The 17,742-nt window shown below is 73.1% G+C and carries 16 protein-coding genes; 9 read left to right on the forward strand and 7 right to left on the reverse strand.

Annotated elements, in window-relative coordinates; all coding sequences use genetic code 11:
- Positions 1 to 48: 48 nt before the first annotated feature.
- A complete protein-coding gene (locus ACFULQ_RS28425; protein ID WP_383549029.1) occupies positions 49 to 1,065 on the forward strand; it encodes an aspartate-semialdehyde dehydrogenase in 1,017 nt (338 codons plus the stop codon).
- Between the two features lie 3 nt (positions 1,066 to 1,068).
- Here the strand turns inward: ACFULQ_RS28425 and ACFULQ_RS28430 are convergent, their stop codons facing one another.
- Entirely contained in the window at positions 1,069 to 1,542 is a 474-nt protein-coding gene (locus ACFULQ_RS28430; protein WP_383549032.1) for a DUF1203 domain-containing protein, read from the reverse strand.
- A 150-nt stretch (positions 1,543 to 1,692) separates the two neighbouring features.
- On the opposite strand from ACFULQ_RS28430, the gene pepN reads away from it, so the two are divergent.
- Positions 1,693 to 4,269: an aminopeptidase N gene (gene pepN, locus ACFULQ_RS28435; RefSeq protein WP_383549035.1), complete on the forward strand. Its 2,577-nt coding sequence runs from the start codon at positions 1,693 to 1,695 to the stop codon at positions 4,267 to 4,269.
- A 76-nt stretch (positions 4,270 to 4,345) separates the two neighbouring features.
- Here the strand turns inward: pepN and ACFULQ_RS28440 are convergent, their stop codons facing one another.
- Positions 4,346 to 5,593 carry a M14 family zinc carboxypeptidase gene (locus tag ACFULQ_RS28440; protein WP_383549038.1) on the reverse strand — a complete coding sequence of 416 codons (1,248 nt, stop codon included), beginning with the start codon at positions 5,591 to 5,593 and terminating at the stop codon, positions 4,346 to 4,348.
- Between the two features lie 316 nt (positions 5,594 to 5,909).
- Here ACFULQ_RS28440 and ACFULQ_RS28445 point away from each other — a divergent pair, with 316 nt between their 5' ends.
- Together ACFULQ_RS28445 and ACFULQ_RS28450 are read left to right on the forward strand one after the other, a co-directional pair.
- Positions 5,910 to 7,064, forward strand: coding sequence for a HesA/MoeB/ThiF family protein (locus ACFULQ_RS28445; protein ID WP_383549041.1), 1,155 nt, complete (start codon positions 5,910 to 5,912; stop codon positions 7,062 to 7,064).
- Complete coding sequence (locus ACFULQ_RS28450) at positions 7,061 to 8,224, forward strand: hypothetical protein (protein ID WP_383549043.1); 1,164 nt, start codon at positions 7,061 to 7,063, stop codon at positions 8,222 to 8,224. Before ACFULQ_RS28445 ends, ACFULQ_RS28450 begins: the two co-directional genes overlap by 4 nt.
- Here the strand turns inward: ACFULQ_RS28450 and ACFULQ_RS28455 are convergent.
- On the reverse strand, positions 8,160 to 9,254 hold the full coding sequence (locus ACFULQ_RS28455; RefSeq protein ID WP_383549046.1) for an EamA family transporter: 1,095 nt from the start codon (positions 9,252 to 9,254) through the stop codon (positions 8,160 to 8,162). The two genes, ACFULQ_RS28450 and ACFULQ_RS28455, sit on opposite strands and share 65 nt — an antisense overlap.
- Before the next feature lie 104 nt (positions 9,255 to 9,358).
- Here ACFULQ_RS28455 and ACFULQ_RS28460 point away from each other — a divergent pair, with 104 nt between their 5' ends.
- Positions 9,359 to 9,868: a MarR family winged helix-turn-helix transcriptional regulator gene (locus tag ACFULQ_RS28460; RefSeq protein WP_383549049.1), complete on the forward strand. Its 510-nt coding sequence runs from the start codon at positions 9,359 to 9,361 to the stop codon at positions 9,866 to 9,868.
- A gap of 91 nt (positions 9,869 to 9,959) precedes the next feature.
- Here ACFULQ_RS28460 and ACFULQ_RS28465 read toward each other — a convergent pair whose 3' ends face one another.
- Entirely contained in the window at positions 9,960 to 11,423 is a 1,464-nt protein-coding gene (locus ACFULQ_RS28465) for an FAD-dependent monooxygenase (protein ID WP_383549052.1), read from the reverse strand.
- 127 nt (positions 11,424 to 11,550) lie between these two features.
- On the opposite strand from ACFULQ_RS28465, the gene ACFULQ_RS28470 reads away from it, so the two are divergent.
- Positions 11,551 to 12,117, forward strand: coding sequence for a TetR family transcriptional regulator (locus tag ACFULQ_RS28470; RefSeq protein ID WP_383549055.1), 567 nt, complete (start codon positions 11,551 to 11,553; stop codon positions 12,115 to 12,117).
- Between the two features lie 97 nt (positions 12,118 to 12,214).
- Here the strand turns inward: ACFULQ_RS28470 and ACFULQ_RS28475 are convergent, their stop codons facing one another.
- The 3 genes from ACFULQ_RS28475 to ACFULQ_RS28485 are packed head-to-tail and all read right to left on the reverse strand — an operon-like array spanning position 12,215 to position 14,875.
- The gene (locus ACFULQ_RS28475; protein ID WP_383549058.1) at positions 12,215 to 12,511 is read right to left on the reverse strand and encodes a hypothetical protein; all 297 of its coding nucleotides are present in this window, start codon (positions 12,509 to 12,511) and stop codon (positions 12,215 to 12,217) included.
- Between the two features lie 57 nt (positions 12,512 to 12,568).
- Entirely contained in the window at positions 12,569 to 14,623 is a 2,055-nt protein-coding gene (gene malQ, locus ACFULQ_RS28480) for a 4-alpha-glucanotransferase (protein WP_383549060.1), read from the reverse strand.
- Entirely contained in the window at positions 14,624 to 14,875 is a 252-nt protein-coding gene (locus ACFULQ_RS28485) for a hypothetical protein (RefSeq protein WP_383549063.1), read from the reverse strand.
- Positions 14,876 to 15,048: 173 nt separating this feature from the next.
- Here ACFULQ_RS28485 and ACFULQ_RS28490 point away from each other — a divergent pair, with 173 nt between their 5' ends.
- Genes ACFULQ_RS28490 through ACFULQ_RS28500 form a run of 3 tightly spaced genes read left to right on the forward strand, consistent with a single transcriptional unit; the run spans position 15,049 to position 17,668 of the window.
- Positions 15,049 to 15,582, forward strand: a complete 534-nt coding sequence (locus tag ACFULQ_RS28490) for a PadR family transcriptional regulator (protein ID WP_383549065.1) — start codon at positions 15,049 to 15,051, stop codon at positions 15,580 to 15,582.
- On the forward strand, positions 15,579 to 16,277 hold the full coding sequence (locus ACFULQ_RS28495; RefSeq protein ID WP_383549068.1) for an ABC transporter ATP-binding protein: 699 nt from the start codon (positions 15,579 to 15,581) through the stop codon (positions 16,275 to 16,277). The genes ACFULQ_RS28490 and ACFULQ_RS28495 overlap by 4 nt, the downstream gene beginning before the upstream one ends.
- Positions 16,274 to 17,668 carry an FtsX-like permease family protein gene (locus ACFULQ_RS28500; RefSeq protein WP_383549070.1) on the forward strand — a complete coding sequence of 465 codons (1,395 nt, stop codon included), beginning with the start codon at positions 16,274 to 16,276 and terminating at the stop codon, positions 17,666 to 17,668. Before ACFULQ_RS28495 ends, ACFULQ_RS28500 begins: the two co-directional genes overlap by 4 nt.
- The last annotated feature ends 74 nt before the right edge of the window (positions 17,669 to 17,742 follow it).

The following is a 17,742-nucleotide window of genomic DNA, read 5'->3' on the forward strand; positions in this document are numbered from 1 at the left end:
ATGATGGAAAAGCCGCAGACACATCCAGGACACGCAGAGGGAGTCACCGTGAGGGTCGGAATCGTCGGAGCCACCGGACAGGTCGGCACGGTCATGCGCGGGATCCTCAAGGAGCGGAACTTCCCGGTCACGGAGCTGCGCCTGTTCGCCTCCGCGCGCTCGGCCGGCTCGGTCCTGGACGGCGTGACGGTGGAGGACGCGGCGACGGCCGACTACACCGGCCTGGACATCGTGCTGTTCTCCGCGGGCGGCGCGACCTCCAAGGCGCTGGCCGAGAAGGTCGCCTCGCAGGGCGCGGTCGTGATCGACAACTCCTCCGCCTGGCGCAAGGACCCCGAGGTCCCCCTGGTCGTCTCCGAGGTCAACCCGCACGCCATCGCGGACCGCCCGAAGGGCATCATCGCCAACCCGAACTGCACCACCATGGCCGCGATGCCGGTCCTGAAGGTGCTGGACACGGAGGCGGGGCTCCAGACGCTGATCGCCACCACCTACCAGGCGGTGTCCGGCTCGGGCCTCGCGGGCGTGGCCGAGCTGCACGGGCAGGTGCAGAAGGTCGCCGCCGACGCGGACAAGCTCACCCACGACGGCTCGGCGGTGGACTTCCCCGAGCCGCAGGTCTACAAGCGGCCCATCGCCTTCAACGTCCTGCCCTTCGCCGGCAACCTCGTCGACGACGGCCTGAACGAGACCGACGAGGAGCAGAAGCTCCGCAACGAGTCCCGGAAGATCCTGGAGCTCCCCGAGCTGAAGGTCTCCGGCACGTGCGTACGCGTGCCGGTCTTCTCCGGCCACTCCCTCCAGGTCAACGCCCGCTTCGCGCGCCCGATCTCCCCGGAGCGCGCGACGGAGATCCTGGCGGGCGCCCCCGGCGTGACCCTCTCGGACATCCCGACCCCCCTCCAGGCCGCCGGCCAGGACGCCTCCTTCGTCGGCCGCATCCGCCGCGACGAGACCGCGGACCACGGCCTCGCCCTGTTCATCTCCAACGACAACCTCCGCAAGGGCGCGGCGCTGAACGCGGTCCAGATCGCGGAGCTGGTGGCGGCGGAGCTCAAGGACTGACCTTCAGGACCGCCTGACCTCGTAGAGGAAACAGCCGTACTCGACGGCCCGGACGTGGACCAGCGCCACGGACGGGTCGTCGAACGCGTTTCGGAAGGCGTCCTCGCCGAGCTCCCCGACCAGCTCCCCGCCCAGGATGTGCCCGTCGCGCGAGTAGCGGCGCACGGTCCGGTGGGCGCCCCCGAAGGGATACCCGCCGGACCCGTCCGGCCCCGCGCACTCCTCGGCGTGGATGAAGACCGGGCCCTGTTCGTCGTACGCCCCCGGACGCGCCCCGGTCCCGGCCGCCCAGCGGCGCAGGGGCGCGTAGGAGACGAGGGCGATCCGCTCACCCGGGACGCTGCGGCGCAGACAGCAGCGCAGCGGAGCGCCGCCCTCCGCGTCGGTGAAGGGGGACAGGGGGCGGCCCGATTCGTCGGCTGCGCGGAGTTCCCTCAGGGTGGCGGGAGTGACGGGACGTGCGCGGTAGGTCGTCATGGGACCAGGCTGGCGCGGCCGAGCGCGGATGACCGGCGGAAATCGGACGGGGCGCCCCCGGAACCGCAGGGTAATCCCCCGATCCGTGGGAGACAGTTCGTGGAAGGATGACCGAACCGCCGAACCTACACATAACGAGGAGATGACCGCGTGCCTGGCACAAACCTGACTCGCGAAGAAGCTCAGCAGCGGGCGAAGCTGCTCAGCGTCGAGTCCTACGAGATCGATCTCGACCTGTCCGGCGCGCAGGAGGGCGGTACCTACCGGTCCGTGACCACGGTGCGCTTCGACGTCGCCGAGAACTGTGCCGAGTCCTTCATCGACCTCGTCGCGCCCACGGTCCACGAGGTCACCCTGAACGGGGACGCCCTCGACCCCGCCGAGGTCTTCCAGGACTCCCGGATCGCCCTTCCCGGCCTCCTGGAGGGCCGCAACATCCTGCGGGTCGTCGCGGACGCCGCGTACACCAACACCGGTGAGGGACTGCACCGCTTCGTCGACCCGGTCGACCAGCAGGCCTACCTCTACACCCAGTTCGAGGTGCCGGACGCCCGCCGCGTCTTCGCCTCCTTCGAGCAGCCCGACCTGAAGGCCACCTTCCAGTTCACCGTGAAGGCGCCGACCGGCTGGACGGTCATCTCGAACTCCCCGACCCCGGAGCCGAAGGACGACGTCTGGGTCTTCGAGCCGACCCCGCGGATCTCGTCGTACATCACCGCCCTGATCGTCGGCCCGTACCACTCCGTGCACAGCGTGTACGAGAAGGACGGCCAGTCGGTGCCGCTGGGCATCTACTGTCGCCCCTCGCTCGCCGAACACCTCGACTCGGACGCCATCTTCGAGGTGACCCGGCAGGGCTTCGAGTGGTTCCAGGAGAAGTTCGACTACGCGTACCCGTTCAAGAAGTACGACCAGCTGTTCGTGCCGGAGTTCAACGCGGGCGCGATGGAGAACGCGGGCGCGGTGACCATCCGCGACCAGTACGTCTTCCGCTCCAAGGTGACCGACGCCGCGTACGAGATGCGCGCCGAGACCATCCTGCACGAGCTGGCCCACATGTGGTTCGGCGACCTCGTGACCATGGAGTGGTGGAACGACCTGTGGCTGAACGAGTCGTTCGCCACCTACACCTCCATCGCCTGCCAGGCGTACGCCCCGGACAGCCGGTGGCCGCACTCCTGGACCACCTTCGCCAACTCCATGAAGACGTGGGCGTACCGCCAGGACCAGCTGCCGTCGACGCACCCGATCATGGCGGAGATCCGCGACCTGGACGACGTGCTGGTCAACTTCGACGGCATCACGTACGCCAAGGGCGCCTCCGTCCTCAAGCAGCTCGTCGCCTACGTCGGCATGGACGAGTTCTTCGGCGGGGTGCAGGCGTACTTCAAGCGTCACGCGTACGGCAACACCCGGCTGTCCGACCTGCTGGGCGCGCTGGAGGAGACCTCCGGCCGTGACCTGGGCACCTGGTCGCAGAAGTGGCTCCAGACGGCCGGCATCAACATCCTGCGGCCGGAGATCGAGACGGACGCGGAGGGTGTCATCACCTCCTTCGCGATCCGCCAGGAAGCCCCGGCGCTCCCGGCCGGCGCCAAGGGCGAGCCCACCCTGCGCCCGCACCGCATCGCCGTCGGCCTGTACGAACTGGACGACGACAGCGGCAAGCTGGTGCGCGACGAGCGGGTCGAGCTGGACGTCGACGGCGAGCTGACGGCCGTACCGCAGCTGGTCGGCAAGCGCCGTCCGGCGGTCGTGCTCCTCAACGACGACGACCTGTCGTACGCCAAGGTCCGCCTGGACGAGCAGTCGCTGGCCTTCGTCACCGAGCACCTCGGCGACTTCGAGTCCTCGCTGCCGCGCGCGCTGTGCTGGGCGTCGGCGTGGGACATGACCCGCGACGCCGAACTGGCCACCCGCGACTACCTGTCCCTGGTGCTGTCGGGCATCGGCAAGGAGTCCGACATCGGTGTCGTGCAGTCGCTGCACCGGCAGGTGAAGCTGGCGATCGAGCTGTACGCCGCCCCCACCGCCCGCGAGGCCCTGCTGGCCCGCTGGACCGACGCCACGCTGGCCCATCTGCGGTCGGCCGCCGCGGGCAGCGACCACCAGCTGGCGTGGGCGCGGGCGTTCGCGGCGACGGCCCGTACGCCGGAGCAGCTGGACCTTCTGGAGGGGCTGCTCGACGGCTCCCAGACCGTCGAGGGCCTGGCCGTCGACACCGAGCTGCGCTGGGCGTTCGTGCAGCGGCTGGCCTCGGTCGGCCGCTACGACGAGTCGGAGATCGCCTCCGAGTACGAGCGGGACAAGACCGCCGCGGGTGAGCGGCACGCGGCGACCGCGCGGGCCTCGCGGCCGACCGAGGAGGCGAAGGCGGAGGCCTGGGCGCAGGTCGTCGAGTCCGACAAGCTGCCGAACGCCGTCCAGGAGGCCGTCATCGGCGGGTTCGTGCAGACCGACCAGCGGGAGCTGCTGGCGCCGTACACGGACCGGTACTTCGAGGTGGTCAAGGACATCTGGGAGTCCCGCTCCCACGAGATCGCCCAGCAGATCGCGGTCGGCCTCTACCCCTCGCTCCAGGTCTCCCAGGAGACCCTGGACAAGACGGACGCCTGGCTGGCCTCGGCGGAGCCCAACGCGGCCCTGCGCCGGCTCGTCTCCGAGTCCCGCGCGGGCGTGGAGCGGGCGCTGAAGGCCCAGGCGGCGGACGCGCAGGCGGAGCAGTAGGAGACCCGGACACCGGGAGGCGGACGACTTCGGTCGTCCGCCTCCCACGTCCACTCCGTCGGTGTGCGGGCCGTGTTCAGTCCCGCTCGCACACCAGCCGGGCCGTGTGGAGCATGGTCCGCACGTGCAGGCCGGTCTGCGCGGCCACCGGCACCCACCGCAGGTCGTACGTCTTCTCCAGTTCCTGGCTCCACTCGCGCACCAGGTCGTCGAGGATCTCCACGGTCCGGGGGTCGGTGCGGGCCAGCGCGCGGCTCGCCATCGCCGCCACCCTGAGCGGGATACGGCGGGCGGAGATGCCCCGGGTCGCGAAGTGGCCCTGGAACAGGCCGGGTTCCTCCGCGCCCCAGCTCGCCACGATCGACGGCGCCACGCCGAGCAGCTCCCGCGCGGCGTCCCGCAGCGGCGCCACTTCCTCCGGTACGGCCCCGTCGAGCCGGCTCCCGAGGACGGCGGCGAGTTCCCGGCTCCGGCCCAGCAGCACTTCTCCCAGCCGCGCGGCCTCCCGGTCCGGGTCGGTCACGGGGCGCGCGTCGCTCACCGAGGGCACCGCCCAGGCGGGGGTCTCGATCAGCGTGGTGAGCGTGCCGTGGCGGCGCGGATGGAACCAGGTGCTCTCGGCGACGAACCCGCTCGGGTCGCGCTCACCCGTGCCGTGGCCGTCGGGCAGCACCAGGACCCCGGGCGGGTCGAGCCGCCAGTCGGGGCCGTCCACGGGGTGCCGGTCCACGGGGATGCGCAGCCGTGCCGCCGTCCGGCGGAAGGCGTCCGCGGCGCCCGGCACCGCGTGCGTCATCATCACGAAGGCGCCGCCGAACTCGATGCCGTGCAGGGTGAACTGGGCGAGCGGCCGCAGCTCGTCGAGGACCCGCACGAGCGTGGCCGACTCGGGCAGCGGCTCCCCGGGAGGCATCGGCAGGGACTCCGGCTGGCGGGCGAACGCGGGCCGGTAGAAACGGCGGTGACACTCCGTCAGCGAGGGTTCCGGTTCCTCCGGCTGCCAGCCGTGCGCGAGGCGGGCCCCGTCGGGGTCGAGACAGAGCAGGAAGTGCCAGGCGCAGCCGAGCCGTTCGAGCAGCTCGGGCCGGCCGGCGAGCAGGGCGGCGAGGCGCAGTGCGGAGGCCCCGCCCACCGGTTCGTTGGCGTGCGCGCCGGCGACGGCGAGGATGTGCCGGTCGGCGTGTCCGGCGGACAGCAGCCACAGCGGGCGGCCGGCCCGGCTCCGTCCGACCTGTTCGAGGCGGAGCACTCCGGGAGCGGCGCGGACCAGCGCGCGGGCCCTTCGCTCCAGTTCGTCGACTGCCGGATAGAGCGAAGTCCGCACGCCGGTCCTCCGAACGCTGGTGGTCCGATCAAGCACCCTGGGAATTACTGTCCCCAGTGGTCTCTTTCTTGTCCAGCGGGCGAATCACGATCCTGGTGGGCATGTGAGCTCCTCTCAGCTGCCGCCGTTGCCGCCGCTGTCCCCCGTGGTCTCCTTCTTGTCCAAGGGGCGGATCACGATCTTTGTCGGCATCTCAACTCCTCGTCTTCGTCCGGGATTTGACCTTTCCGAAGCGATCGCTGACCGCTCTTGTCAAGGCTGTGCCGAGGGAGTCAGAGTGTCAAGGAGGGGTGCGTGTGACGGGTAGGGGTCCCTGATGACGGATGAGGGTGCGGTGACGGTCGAGGCGTTACGGCGGCCCCGGATCAAGCCCGAGCACCGCGCCTACCGGACGGTGGACGGTCATGTCCGCGTCGGCAGCGTCATCCACGGCATCGGTGCGGAGATCGCCGATCCGCGGGGCTGGGTGTGGACGCTGGTCGAGGCGATGGACGGCTCGCGCGGACCATCGGAGGTGGTCGCCGAGGTGCTCCGCGTCCACCCGGACCTGCCCGGCGAGGACGCCCGCCAGGCGATGGCCGACCTGCTGGCCGCCGGTTTCGTGGACGACGCCGGTGCCCCGGTCCCCCTGCCGCCCCGGGAACAGGACCGCTACAGCCGCGGTGTCCCGCTTCTGCGCTGGATGGACCTCGCCCCGCGGTCCAGCCCGTGGGACGCCCAGCTGCGCCTGCGCGCGTCCCGCGTCCTGCTGATCGGCGTGGGCGGCACCGGCGGCCACGCGGCCCACGCCCTGGTCGCCTCCGGCGTGGGCCACCTGCACTGCGTCGACCCGGACACGGTCGAACTCTCCAACCTCAACCGCCAGCCCCTGTACCGCGAACCCGACATCGGCCACCCGAAGGTCGAGGCCGCGGTGACGACGTTGCGGTCCCTGAACTCGGACGTGCGGGTGACCGGGGAGCGACGGGAGGTGCGGGGGCCGGGGGATCTGGCGGAGCTGGTGAGCGCCGATGAGCCGCAGTCCTCCTCCCCGTACGACCTCCTCGTCCTCGCCGCCGACCGTCCCGACGCGATCCGGCGCTGGGCCAACCGGGTCTGTCTGGCGGCCGGGCTGGCGTGGGTGGACGCCGGGTACCGGGGGCCGCTCGTGACCGCGGGGGTGTACGTGCCCGGGCAGGGGGCCTGCTGGGAGTGTCTGCGGGAGGGGGAGATCGCGCGGCGGGACCTGCGGCTCGGCCCGGACCAGGACCCGGAGGTCGCCTCGCCCCGGATGCCGTGGAACCCGGCGAACGCCGTCACCGCCGGCCTCTCCGGGGCGCTGCTCGCCCACGCGGCCCTCGCCCTGCTGACCGGGGTCCCGGCGCTGGAGCCGGGTTTCCGGTTCGGGACGAACCTGATGCTCCCCGGCGACCCCGTCCACCAGCGCACCCCGCGCCTGCTGGACTGCCCGGCGTGCGGGGAGCGTGCGTGAACCACGTACGGCTGCATCCGCTGGACTCCCGTCCCGACGGCGACGAGTGGATCGTGGGCCGCCGGGCCACCGGCCGTTTCGTGGCCCTGCCCGAGGTGGGCAAGCAGGCCCTGGACCTGCTCGCCCAGGGCCTGCCCCCGGCCGAGGTCGGCGCCCGGCTCCGCGCCCGCACCGGCGACGACATCGACGTACCGGACTTCGTCGAGGCCCTGCTCGGACTCGGGTTCGTCGCGGAGGTCGACGGCCGGGCGGTCGACCAGGAGCCGCCCCCGCCCCCGTCGCTCGCGGGGATACGGCCCTCCCATGTGCGCTGGCTGCTCAGCCCCGCCGTCCCGGTGGCCGTCCTCGCCCTGATCGCGGTCACCCTGCTCAGCCGCCCGCCCGTACCGCTCGACTACCGCACGCTCCTGTGGAGTGCGCACGGCAGCGCGGTCATCGCCCTGGGCGCGGGCGTCGGCTGGAGTCTGCTGCTGCTCCACGAGTGCGCCCATCTGCTGACCGCCCGCGCGACCGGGGTGGCCGGGCGGATACGGCTGGGCACCAGACTCCAGTTCCTGGTGATGCAGACCGACATCAGCGGCATCGAACTCGCCCCGCGCCGCCACCGGTTGACGGCCTACCTCGCCGGCATCGCGACCAACCTGACGGTCGCGTGCCTGGCCGCCCTCGCGGCGGGCGCCTCGACCGGCACTCCCCGCCGGGTCCTCGCCGCGGTGACCCTGCTCGCGCTGCTCCCGCTCCCCTTCCAGCTCATGGTCTTCATGCGCACGGACCTGTACTTCGTGCTCCAGGACCTCACCGGTTGCCGTGACCTGTTCGGGGACGGGGTGGCCTTCGCCCGGTACCGGGCGCGGCGGCTGCTGCGCCGCCGAGGCGGTCGTTCGGAGGAACCCGACCCCAGCCTCCAACTGCCCGCGCACGAACGGCGGGCCGTGCGCGTCTACAGCGTGGTGCTGGTCGTCGGCACCACGCTGTGTCTCGCGTTCTTCGCGGCGGTCACCCTGCCCGCGGACATCACGCTCTTCGCGCGGGCGCTGGTCAAGGCGGCCTCCGGGCCCTCGGTCGGGGACCGCCTGGACGGGGTGGCGGTGGTCCTCACCCTCGGCGGTCTGCACGCCCTGTGGCTGCGCACGTGGTGGCGGGGGCGGAGACGGTCGTAGGCGGCGAGTGCCTCACGAGGGAGCCGGACGACGGGTCGGCGCACGGCCGGTCGATGGAGGACCGGTCGGCGTGCGGCCGGTGGGCGGACGGCCGGTCGGCGTGCGGCCGGTCGGCGTGCGGCTGGTGGGGGGACGGCCGGTCGACGGACGACCGGTCGGCGTGCGGCCGTCCCCCCAGCTGTCCCGCCACCGTCGCCCCGAACGCCAGCGCCATGCCCGCCAGTTGCACCGGTGTCAGGGACTGGCCGAGCGCCGCCCAGCCGAGCACTGCCGCGGTCAGCGGGGAGAGGGGGCCGAGGAAGGTGACCTGGGTGGCGGTGAGACGGCCGATGCCGCGGAACCAGAGCCAGTAGGCGACGGCGGTGTTCGCCAGCGCGAGGTAGAGGTAGCCGCCGACCGCGGGGCCGTCGAGCGCGGGCGGGGCGCCCTCGACGAGGAGGGCCAGCGGCGCGATGAGCAGGCCGCCCGCGGTGAGCTGCCAGCCGGTGAGGGCGAGCGGGCCCACGCCGTCGGGGCGGCCCCAGCGCTTGGTGAGCACGGTGCCCGCGGACATCGAGGCGGCGGAGGCGAACGCCGCCGCGACCCCGATCGCGTCCAGGGCGCCGGCCGCCTTGAGCACGACCAGGCTGACGCCGAACGCGGCGACGAGACCGGTGAGCACGCTCCTCGCCGTGAGCCGCTGCCCCAGCAGCACCGCCGACAGCCCGACGACGATCAGCGGCCCGACCGAGCCGACCACCGCGGCCATGCCGCCCGGCAGCCGGTACGCCGACAGGAACAGCAGCGGGAAGAAGGCCCCGATGTTCAACGCCCCCAGCACCGCCGCCTTGCCCCACCACACCCCGCGCGGCAGCACCCGGGCGAGGGCGAGCAGCACGAGACCGGCGGGCAGCGCGCGCATCATCCCGGTGAACAGGGGCCGGTCGGGCGGGAGGAACTCGGTGGTGACGGCGTAGGTGGTGCCCCAGGAGACGGGGGCGAGGGCGGTGAGAAGGATGGTGGCGGGGCGGTTGGCGGTCGGCTTCCTCATGACTCCCTCTCCTGGTTCGCTTACAAGAAAGTAGCTTACTCCTAAGCTACTTTCCCGCAAGCCACTTTCTTGCGGGCGAGCTGAGGCCCGCGGATACTCGGCACATGAGTGCAGAGCGTAAGGACGCCGTCGACGCGATCATCGAGCAGTGGGCCACCGTGCGACCCGACCTCGACACCAGGGCCATGGAGGTCTTCGGGCGCATCTACCGCCTCGCCCGCGCGATGGGCGACCGCGTGGAGAAGGCGTACGCCCCCTACGGCATCTCCCGCGGCGAGTTCGACGTCCTCGCGACCCTCCGCCGTGCCGGAGAGCCGTACACCCTCTCCCCTCGCCAGCTCTCCTCGACCCTGATGCTCACCACGGGCGGCATGACGGGCCGCCTCGACAAGCTCGAACGCGCCGCCCTCCTCCGCCGCTCCCCCGACCCCCACGACCGCCGCGGCCTCCAGGTCACCCTCACGGACAAGGGCCTGACGGTGATCGACGAGGCGGTGACAGCGGGCCTGGCCACCCAGACGGCGGCCTTGTCCCCCCTGGACGACGAACAGGCCGACCAACTGGCCGACCTGCTGCGAAAGCTGCTGGAGGGAACGCAGAACTCACCGGAGTGAGCCCGGTCCCCACGGGCACGCGCGCGCCGGAGGCGTTCCGTCCGCCGGCGAAGGCGGATCGGCCTGCGGCGCCGCGTGCGCCTGCGAGGTCTCACCCGAGATGCTCGACAAGCGCCGACTCGATGTCCCGCGCGTCCGCCCCTTCCGCCGCCCACGCCACATACCCGTCAGGCCGCACCAGCACCGTCGTCCCCCGGCCGCTCGCCCAGCGTTCCACGGTGAGGCGGTCCTTGCGGGGGCCCGGGTCGATGGGGGTCGGGGTGATCAGGATGAAGTGGCCCGTGCGGAGGGACTCGTGGAGGCGGCCGCCGTCGGCCAGGGGCACGTCGGGGGCGCGGGTGCCGGTGAGGGGGTGGGCGGTGCGCGGGGCGGGGTACCGGTAGCCGATGCCGGTGAGTTGGCCGAGCATGCGGCGACGGGCCGGGGCGACGTGGCCGAGGACCGTGGTGAGGGCGGCGCGCAGGGCCAGTTCCCAGGGGCGCTTGGCCATCGCGAGGCGCACGATGCCGCCGCTGCTGCGGAGGACGGCCTTGCCGACGGGGTGGCGTTCGGACTGGTAGGTGTCCAGGAGTTCGGGGCCCGCGTGGCCGCCCGCGACCTGGGCCAGCTTCCAGCTGAGGTTCGCCGCGTCCTGGAGCCCGGTGTTCATGCCCTGTCCGCCGGCCGGCGTGTGGACGTGGGCGGCGTCGCCCGCGAGGAAGACCCGGCCGACCCGGTAGGCCGGGGCCTGCCGCTCGTCGCTGTGGAAGCGGGACATCCAGCGGGCGTCGTGCATGCCGAAGTCGCGGCCCAGCGCGAGACGGGTGACCTCCCTGATCTCGTCGAGGTCGAGGGGCTCGCTGTCGGGGACGTCATGGGCGCGGTTCCAGGCGATCACCCGGTGGTAGCCGTCACCGAAGGGCGCCAGGAAGGCGAAGGCGTCCCCGACCGTGTTGACGGTGAGCAGGGTCTCGGGCTGTTCGGCGAGGCGGACGTCCGCCAGCACCACCGAGCGGATGACCGAGCGGCCGGGGAAGGGCAGGCCGATCGCGTCGCGCACGACGCTGCGCATGCCGTCGGCGCCCACGACGTACGCGGCACGCAGGGACTCCGTGGTTCCGTCGGAGGTCCTGACGCCGACCGTCACGCCGTCCGCGTCCTGGCCCAGGCCCGTCACCTCGGTCTCGTACCGGAAGTCGACGCCCGCCTCCACCGCCCGTCGCTCCAGGGCCTTCTCGACCTCGTACTGCGGGAGGACCAGGAGGTGGTTGAAGCGCGAGGGGAGGTCGGCCAGGTCGATGGTCAGGCTTCCGAACAGCCGGAGTTTGTCGAGGCGCTGTCCGAGTGCCTCCAGGCCGTCGGCCAGGCCGCGGGCGTCGAGCTGTTCGAGGGTGCGGGCGTGCAGGACGAACGCGCGGGAGAGGTTGCTGATCCGGTGCGGGCGCTTCTCGACGAGGGTCACGGAGACCCCGGCGGCGGCCAGGTCGCTGGCCAGGAGGAGGCCGGTGGGGCCGGAGCCGACGACGATCACGGGCGCGTCGATCGCTGGGGTGCCGTTCACTGAGGTGCCGTTCATGGTGGCCTCCTTCTGCCAACACACGCTTGCCAACACGCGTTGGCCAACGTCTGTTGACGAAGCTAGCCGCACCCACCCAACGCGTCAACACTTGTTGGCCAACATCCGTTGGCATAGGATCCCCAACGTGAACGAAACCCCCCGCCGCCGCTCCGACGCCACCCGCGAAGCGATCCTCACCGCCGCCCGCGAGCGCTTCGCCGCCGACGGCTACGAGCGGGCCACCATCCGGGCCATCGCGAAGGACGCGCACATCGACCCGTCGATGGTGATGCGCTACTACGGCAACAAGGAGGGGCTGTTCGCGGCGGCCGTCTCGGTCGACCTGAGGCTGCCGGAGCCCGGCACACTGCCCCGGCACGACATCGGCCGGGCCCTGGTGACCCACTTCCTCGGCATGTGGGAGGAGAACGAGGTGCTCACCGCCCTGCTGCGGGTCGGCGCCACCAATCAGGCCGGGGCAGAGCGCATGCAGGGCATCTTCCGGGAGCAGGTGATGCCGGTCGCGCTGCGGGTGTGCCCGGACCCGGAACAGGCTCCCGCGCGGGCCGCCCTGGCCGCCACTCAGCTGCTGGGGCTCGCGCTGACCCGGTACGTCCTGCGGTTCCCGCCGACCGTGGCGCTGCCGCGCGAGGAGATCGTGGCGTGGCTGGCGCCCACGCTCCAGCGGTATCTCACGGCACCGAGCCCCTGAGAACACACCGCGGAACCCCTGAGAACACACCGGGGCGCCGGCTTCGCCCACACACCAGCGGTACGTGGGCGAAGCCGGCGCCCCGGGAAAAGCGAGGTCAGGCCTTCGAGCCGGCCTTGGACTCGGCCGCCGCGGGCTTGGTCCTGATGTTGCGGCTGGTCACCCGGTGCTCTTCCTTGGACTTGTCCAGGACCATGACCAGACCGGCGATGACCCCGAACAGCACGAGCGGGGCCACGACGAAGAGGCCCAGCGTCTCGATGACGCTCAGACCCGTGCCCGGGTCGTCGCCGTCGTCGCGGGTCAGCGCCGAGGCCGGAACCGACATGAGCAGCATCATCAGCGTCGTACCGGCAGCCAGGGCGCCGGCGCGCAGGGCGTTCTTCTTGTCCACGGAGCCAACGTATCCAACGCCGCTCCACGGCGCGCGCCCGGGGTGCCGTATCCCGTCCTACGGCGCGCGCAGGACCTCCACCAGCGCATGCAGCCGAGGGGACGACGCCAGGTCCTCCAGGGTCACCGGCCGGCCCTCCCCGTCCGCGATCGGCAGCCGCCAGTTCGGATACTGGTCCCACGTGCCCGGCAGGTTCTGCGGCCGGCGGTCCCCCACGGTGTCCGGCAGCCAGACGCCCACCATCCGGGCCGGGGTGCGCAGCAGGAACCGGTGCACGGCCTGGATCTGGGCCTCCTCCGAGGAGGGGTCGGCGCCACCGCCCGTGCCGTGCAGCAGACCGAGACGGGCCAGCAGCTCCAGCCACTCCCCCGTGTCGGCGGCGGCCTCCGCCCGCTCCTCGTCCAGTGGCCGCGTCAACAGCCCCAGAGCGTCCCGGAGTTCGACGTGCTCCCCGGTGAGCCGGGAGGCGGTGGGCGGCAGGTCGTGCGTGGTCGCGGTCGCGAGGCAGTCGGCCCGCCACCGCTCCGGCGGCAGCGGACGCCCGTCCCCCTCCCAGTCCCGCTCGAACCACAGCACCGATGTCCCCAGCACCCCCCGCTCGCGCAGCGCCTCGCGCACCCCGGGCTCCACGGTCCCGAGGTCCTCCCCGATCACCGGCGCCCCGGCCCGCGAGGCCTCCAGGACGAGCACGGCGAGCATGGCCTCCGCGTCGTAGCGGACATAGGTCCCCTCGGTCGGCGGCTGCCCCTGCGGGACCCACCAGAGCCGGAACAGCCCCATGACGTGGTCGATGCGCAGCGCGCCGGCGTAGCGGAAGAGGGCCCGCAGGAGCTGGCGGTACGGCGCGTATCCCGACTCCGCCAGCCGGTCCGGGCGCCAGGGCGGCAGCCCCCAGTCCTGCCCGCGCGCGTTGAAGGCGTCCGGAGGCGCCCCCACGGAGAACCCGGCGGCGAAGTACGCCTGCTGGGCCCAGGCGTCCGCGCCCTCGGGATGCACGCCCACCGCGAGGTCGTGGACGACGCCCACCGGCATCCCCGCCTCCCGCGCGGCCCGCTGGGCGGCGGTGAGCTGGCTCTCGGTGAGCCAGGCGAGGCGGGAGTGGAAGTCGACGCGGTCCATCAGCTCGCCGCGCGCGCGGGCGGTCTCGGCGGACCGCGGGTCGCGCAGGCCGGCCGGCCAGCCGCGCCAGTCCGAGCCGTGCGTCTCCGCCAGCGCGCACCAGGTCGCGTGGTCCTCCAGCGCCTGGCCGCCCTCGGCGAGGTAGTCGGCGTAGGCGGCGCGGCGGCCGGGCCCGAGCGGGACCTCACGGACGAGTTCGAGCGCCTCCCGCTTGAGCTCCCACACCGCGTCCCGGTCGATCAGCGCGCCCTTGTCCAGCACCGCTTCCCGCAGCCGCTCGGCCCGCTCGCGCAGGGCCCCGAGCCGGTCGGCGTCGGCGACCTGGGCGTACTCGGGGATGTCCTCGATGCGCAGGTGCACCGGGTCGGGGAAGCGCCGCGAGGAGGGCCGGTAGGGGGAGGGGTCGGTGGGGGCGCCGGGCACGCCCGCGTGCAGCGGGTTGACCTGGACGAAGCCGGCGCCGAGCGCGCGCCCCGCCCAGGAGGTCAGTTCGGCGAGGTCGCCGAGGTCGCCCATGCCCCAGGAGCGGTGCGAGAGCAGGGAGTAGAGCTGGACGAGGAGTCCGTACGACCGTCCCGGCGGCGTGGGCAGTCGCGGCGGGGCCACGATCACGTGGGCGTCGGCAGTGCGGCCGTCGGGCGCGGTGGCGGTCAACCGGTGGATGCCGGGCGGGAGTTCGTCGGCGCCGGCGCGGATCTCGCCCTGTTCGGTCGCGATGCGCAGCCGGGTGCCCGCGGGCAGGTCGGCGAGGAACGCGGGCGGGCTGCCGCTCCAGCACACCACCGTCGGCGGCAGCAGGCGGGCGCGCAGCTCGCGCTCACGGGCCGCGAGGGCCGCGGCCGGGTCGCCCGCCTCGACGCCCAGGGCGGCCAGCGCCCGCGTGACGGCGGTGGCGGAGGCGGCGACCGTACGGTCCGGGGAGGGCTGGTAGGAGGTGGCGATGCCGTAGGACTCGGCGAGCCGGGACAGCTCCGGACCGGGGGGCTCCGCCATCTAGGGCTCCAGGTGGGCGTAGGACTCGCCGCTCGGGCAGGGCTCCGGATACGCGTCGGACTCGCTGGTCAGGGGGGCGGCGTCGGCGAGCGGGGGCTCGCTGGTGAGGGGCTGCTCGGCGTCGGGCAGGGGTGGTTCGCTGGTGAGCGGGGTCTCGGTGCAGGCGCCCTCGGCGCTGAAGACACAGAAGTGGTCAGCGGGCGCCTCGGGTTTGGACAGGGCCGGGAGCAGAAGGGGTGCCGGTGCGGCCACGGGGGCCTCCTTGTCGAGGACGACGACGGGGGTTACCGCAGCCCTACCCACAGGACGCGACGACAGACGTACAGGAGTGGAGAACGTGCTGTTCGTCATGTTCCGGGTCCCGGCCGCCTCCGTCCACTGATCACTATTCACTCAGTACATGTACGTGATGCATACTGGTCGCCATGAGCACCCGTCACATCCTGCTGGGGCTGCTCGCCGGTGGGCCGAGCCATGGCTACGACCTCAAGCGACGGCACGACGAGCGTTTCCCCCAGGCCCGTCCGCTCGCCTACGGGCAGGTCTACACGACCTTGCAGCGCCTGGTGCGGGACGGTCTCGCCGAGGTCGACGGCACCGACTCGGACGGCGGCCCGGAGCGCACGAAGTACCGCGCGACCGACGAGGGGGCGCGGGAACTGGCCGGGTGGGCCGGCCGGATCGCCCCGCCCGCGCCCTTCGTGACGAACGAGATCTTCGCCAAGGTCGTCGTCTCGATCCTGGCCGGCGGCGACCCGGAGGCCTATCTGAGGGCCCAGCGCGCCGCCCACATGGCGCGGATGCGCGAGCTCACCGCGGTCAAGACCGCCCCGGGAACCGACCTCGCGACCGTGCTCTCGGCGGACTACGCCCTCAACCACCTCGACGCCGACCTCCGCTGGATGACCACCACGGCGGCCCGGCTCACCACTTTGACCGCCGAGGTCGACTCGGCATGAGCGACAAGGGGGACACTCCGGTGCCACTTCTCGAAGGGCGCGAGCTCGGCAAGACGTACGGCAGGACCGAGGCCCTGCGCGGTGCCTCCCTGCGCCTGGACGTCGGCGAGATCCTCGCCGTCACCGGCACCAGCGGCAGCGGGAAGTCGACGCTGCTGCACTGCCTGGCCGGGATCGTCCGCCCCGACACCGGTTCGGTGTCCTACGGCGGCGAGCGCCTCGACCGGCTGCCCGAGAAGCGGCTGAGCGAGCTGCGCCGCACCGAGTTCGGCGTGGTCTTCCAGTTCGGCCAGCTGATCCCGGAGCTGACCGCGCTCGACAACGTGGCGCTGCCGCTGCTGCTCGCGGGCGTCTCCCGCGCGGACGCCCACACCCGGGCCGGTGAGTGGCTGGAGCGGTTCGGCGTGCGCGGCCAGTCCGCGCTGCGCCCCGGCGAGATGAGCGGCGGCCAGGCCCAGCGGACCGCGCTGGCCCGAGCCCTGATCACCGGCCCCAAGGCGGTCCTCGCCGACGAACCGACCGGCGCGCTGGACTCCCTGGCGAGCGAGCAGGTCATGACGGCCCTGGTCCACACGGCCCGCGAGTCCGGCACCGCGATCCTGCTGATCACCCACGACACCCAGGTGGCGGCCTACGCCGACCGCGAGGTCCGGATGAGCGACGGGGTCGTGGCTCCGGCGGAGGTGACGGCATGAGCACCGACCTCACGGCACGCCCCGCGGGCCCGCTGCTCACCGATCTCCGTATGGCCTGGCTGCTCACCCGCGGTTCCGACCGGCGGGAGTGGTGGCGGGTCGGGCTCACGGCGGTCGGGGCGGCGCTCGCGGCCGGCGTCGGGATGGCCGTCGTCGCGCTGAACTCGCTGGACGGGTACTACTCCGTGTCCTTCGGGTCCGGACTGCTCGACTCCGCGAGCGACCGGCGCAATGTCGGGCTCGCCCTGGTGACGCTGCTCGTCCCGGTGCTCGGGTTCCTCGGGCAGTGCGCGCGGATCGGCGCGGTGCACCGGGACCGGCGACTGGCCGCGCTGCGGCTCGCGGGGGCCGGTCCGTGGCAGGTACGGCGGATCGCGGCCCTGGAGTCCGGGATGGCCTGTCTGGCGGGCTCCGTGGCGGCCGTGGCCGTGTTCGTGCCGCTGCTGCTGCTTCTGTGGGACCGCCCCGGCGCCCTCACGTGGGCCGGTGTCGCCCTGGTTCCCGTGGTCGTACCGGTGCTGGGCGCGGCCGTGAGCATGCTGTCGCTGTGGCGGGTGGTGGCCTCTCCGCTGGGCTGGGTGCGGCGGGTCCGGCCGCTGTGGGGACCGGGCCGGGCCTTGCGGGTGGTGATCGGGCTCCTCGGCGTCACGGCACTGTGCGTCGGCCTGTCGTCGTTCGTCGGCGGCCCCGTCGAGGTGGCCCTCGGCCCGCCGGCCCTGTTCGCCGTCGTCCTGCTCGTCGGGGTCGCCACGGTGTCGCTGACCGGCACGGCGGCCCGGCGCCTGGGCGGGGCCCTGGCCTCCCGGGCCCAGAGCCCGGCGCTGCTGATCGCGGCGGAACGGCTGCGGGACGATCCGTGGGCGGCGGCCCGCACCCATGCCTCGGTGCTGCTGGTGACGGTCGTCGGCTCGGGCTTCGTGGGCGTACGGCAGGTGCTGCTGGAGACCCTCCACACCATGCGCCGCGAGGGAACGCTGGCGGCCGATCTGGGGTACTACACGACCGGCCTCGACCTGACGACCGCCGCGATCCTCGTAGCCCTCGCGCTGACCGTGACGGGGCTTGCCGTGGGCACCATGGAGTCCCTGGCCACCCGGCGCCGGGGCCTGGCGGCCCAGGTCGCCGCCGGGGTGCCCCACCGGGTGCTGGCCAGGGCACTGCTCCTGGAGACCGCGCTGCCGCTGGCTCCCGCGGTCGCGGTGGCGGGCCTGGGCGGTACGGCGATCGGCTTCTGGTACGCCTCGCTGGGCTCGGACCGGTCAGGCACGGTCCTGCCGTACGCCGCCCTCCTGGTCCCGCTCGGGATCTACGCGGCCTGCCTCCTGGCCGCCGCGACCTCACTGCCGCTGCTGCGCCGCTCGGTCCGCCCGGCGGAGCTGCGGTACACGTGAGCACATGAACGTCCGGCCCCGGAGGCACGGGGGACCTCCGGGGCCGGAACCGAGCCGCGTGCGCGGTGCACGAC

Origin of the sequence: Streptomyces sp. NPDC057253 (assembly GCF_042669125.1) — a bacterium.
Classification (GTDB): domain Bacteria; phylum Actinomycetota; class Actinomycetes; order Streptomycetales; family Streptomycetaceae; genus Streptomyces.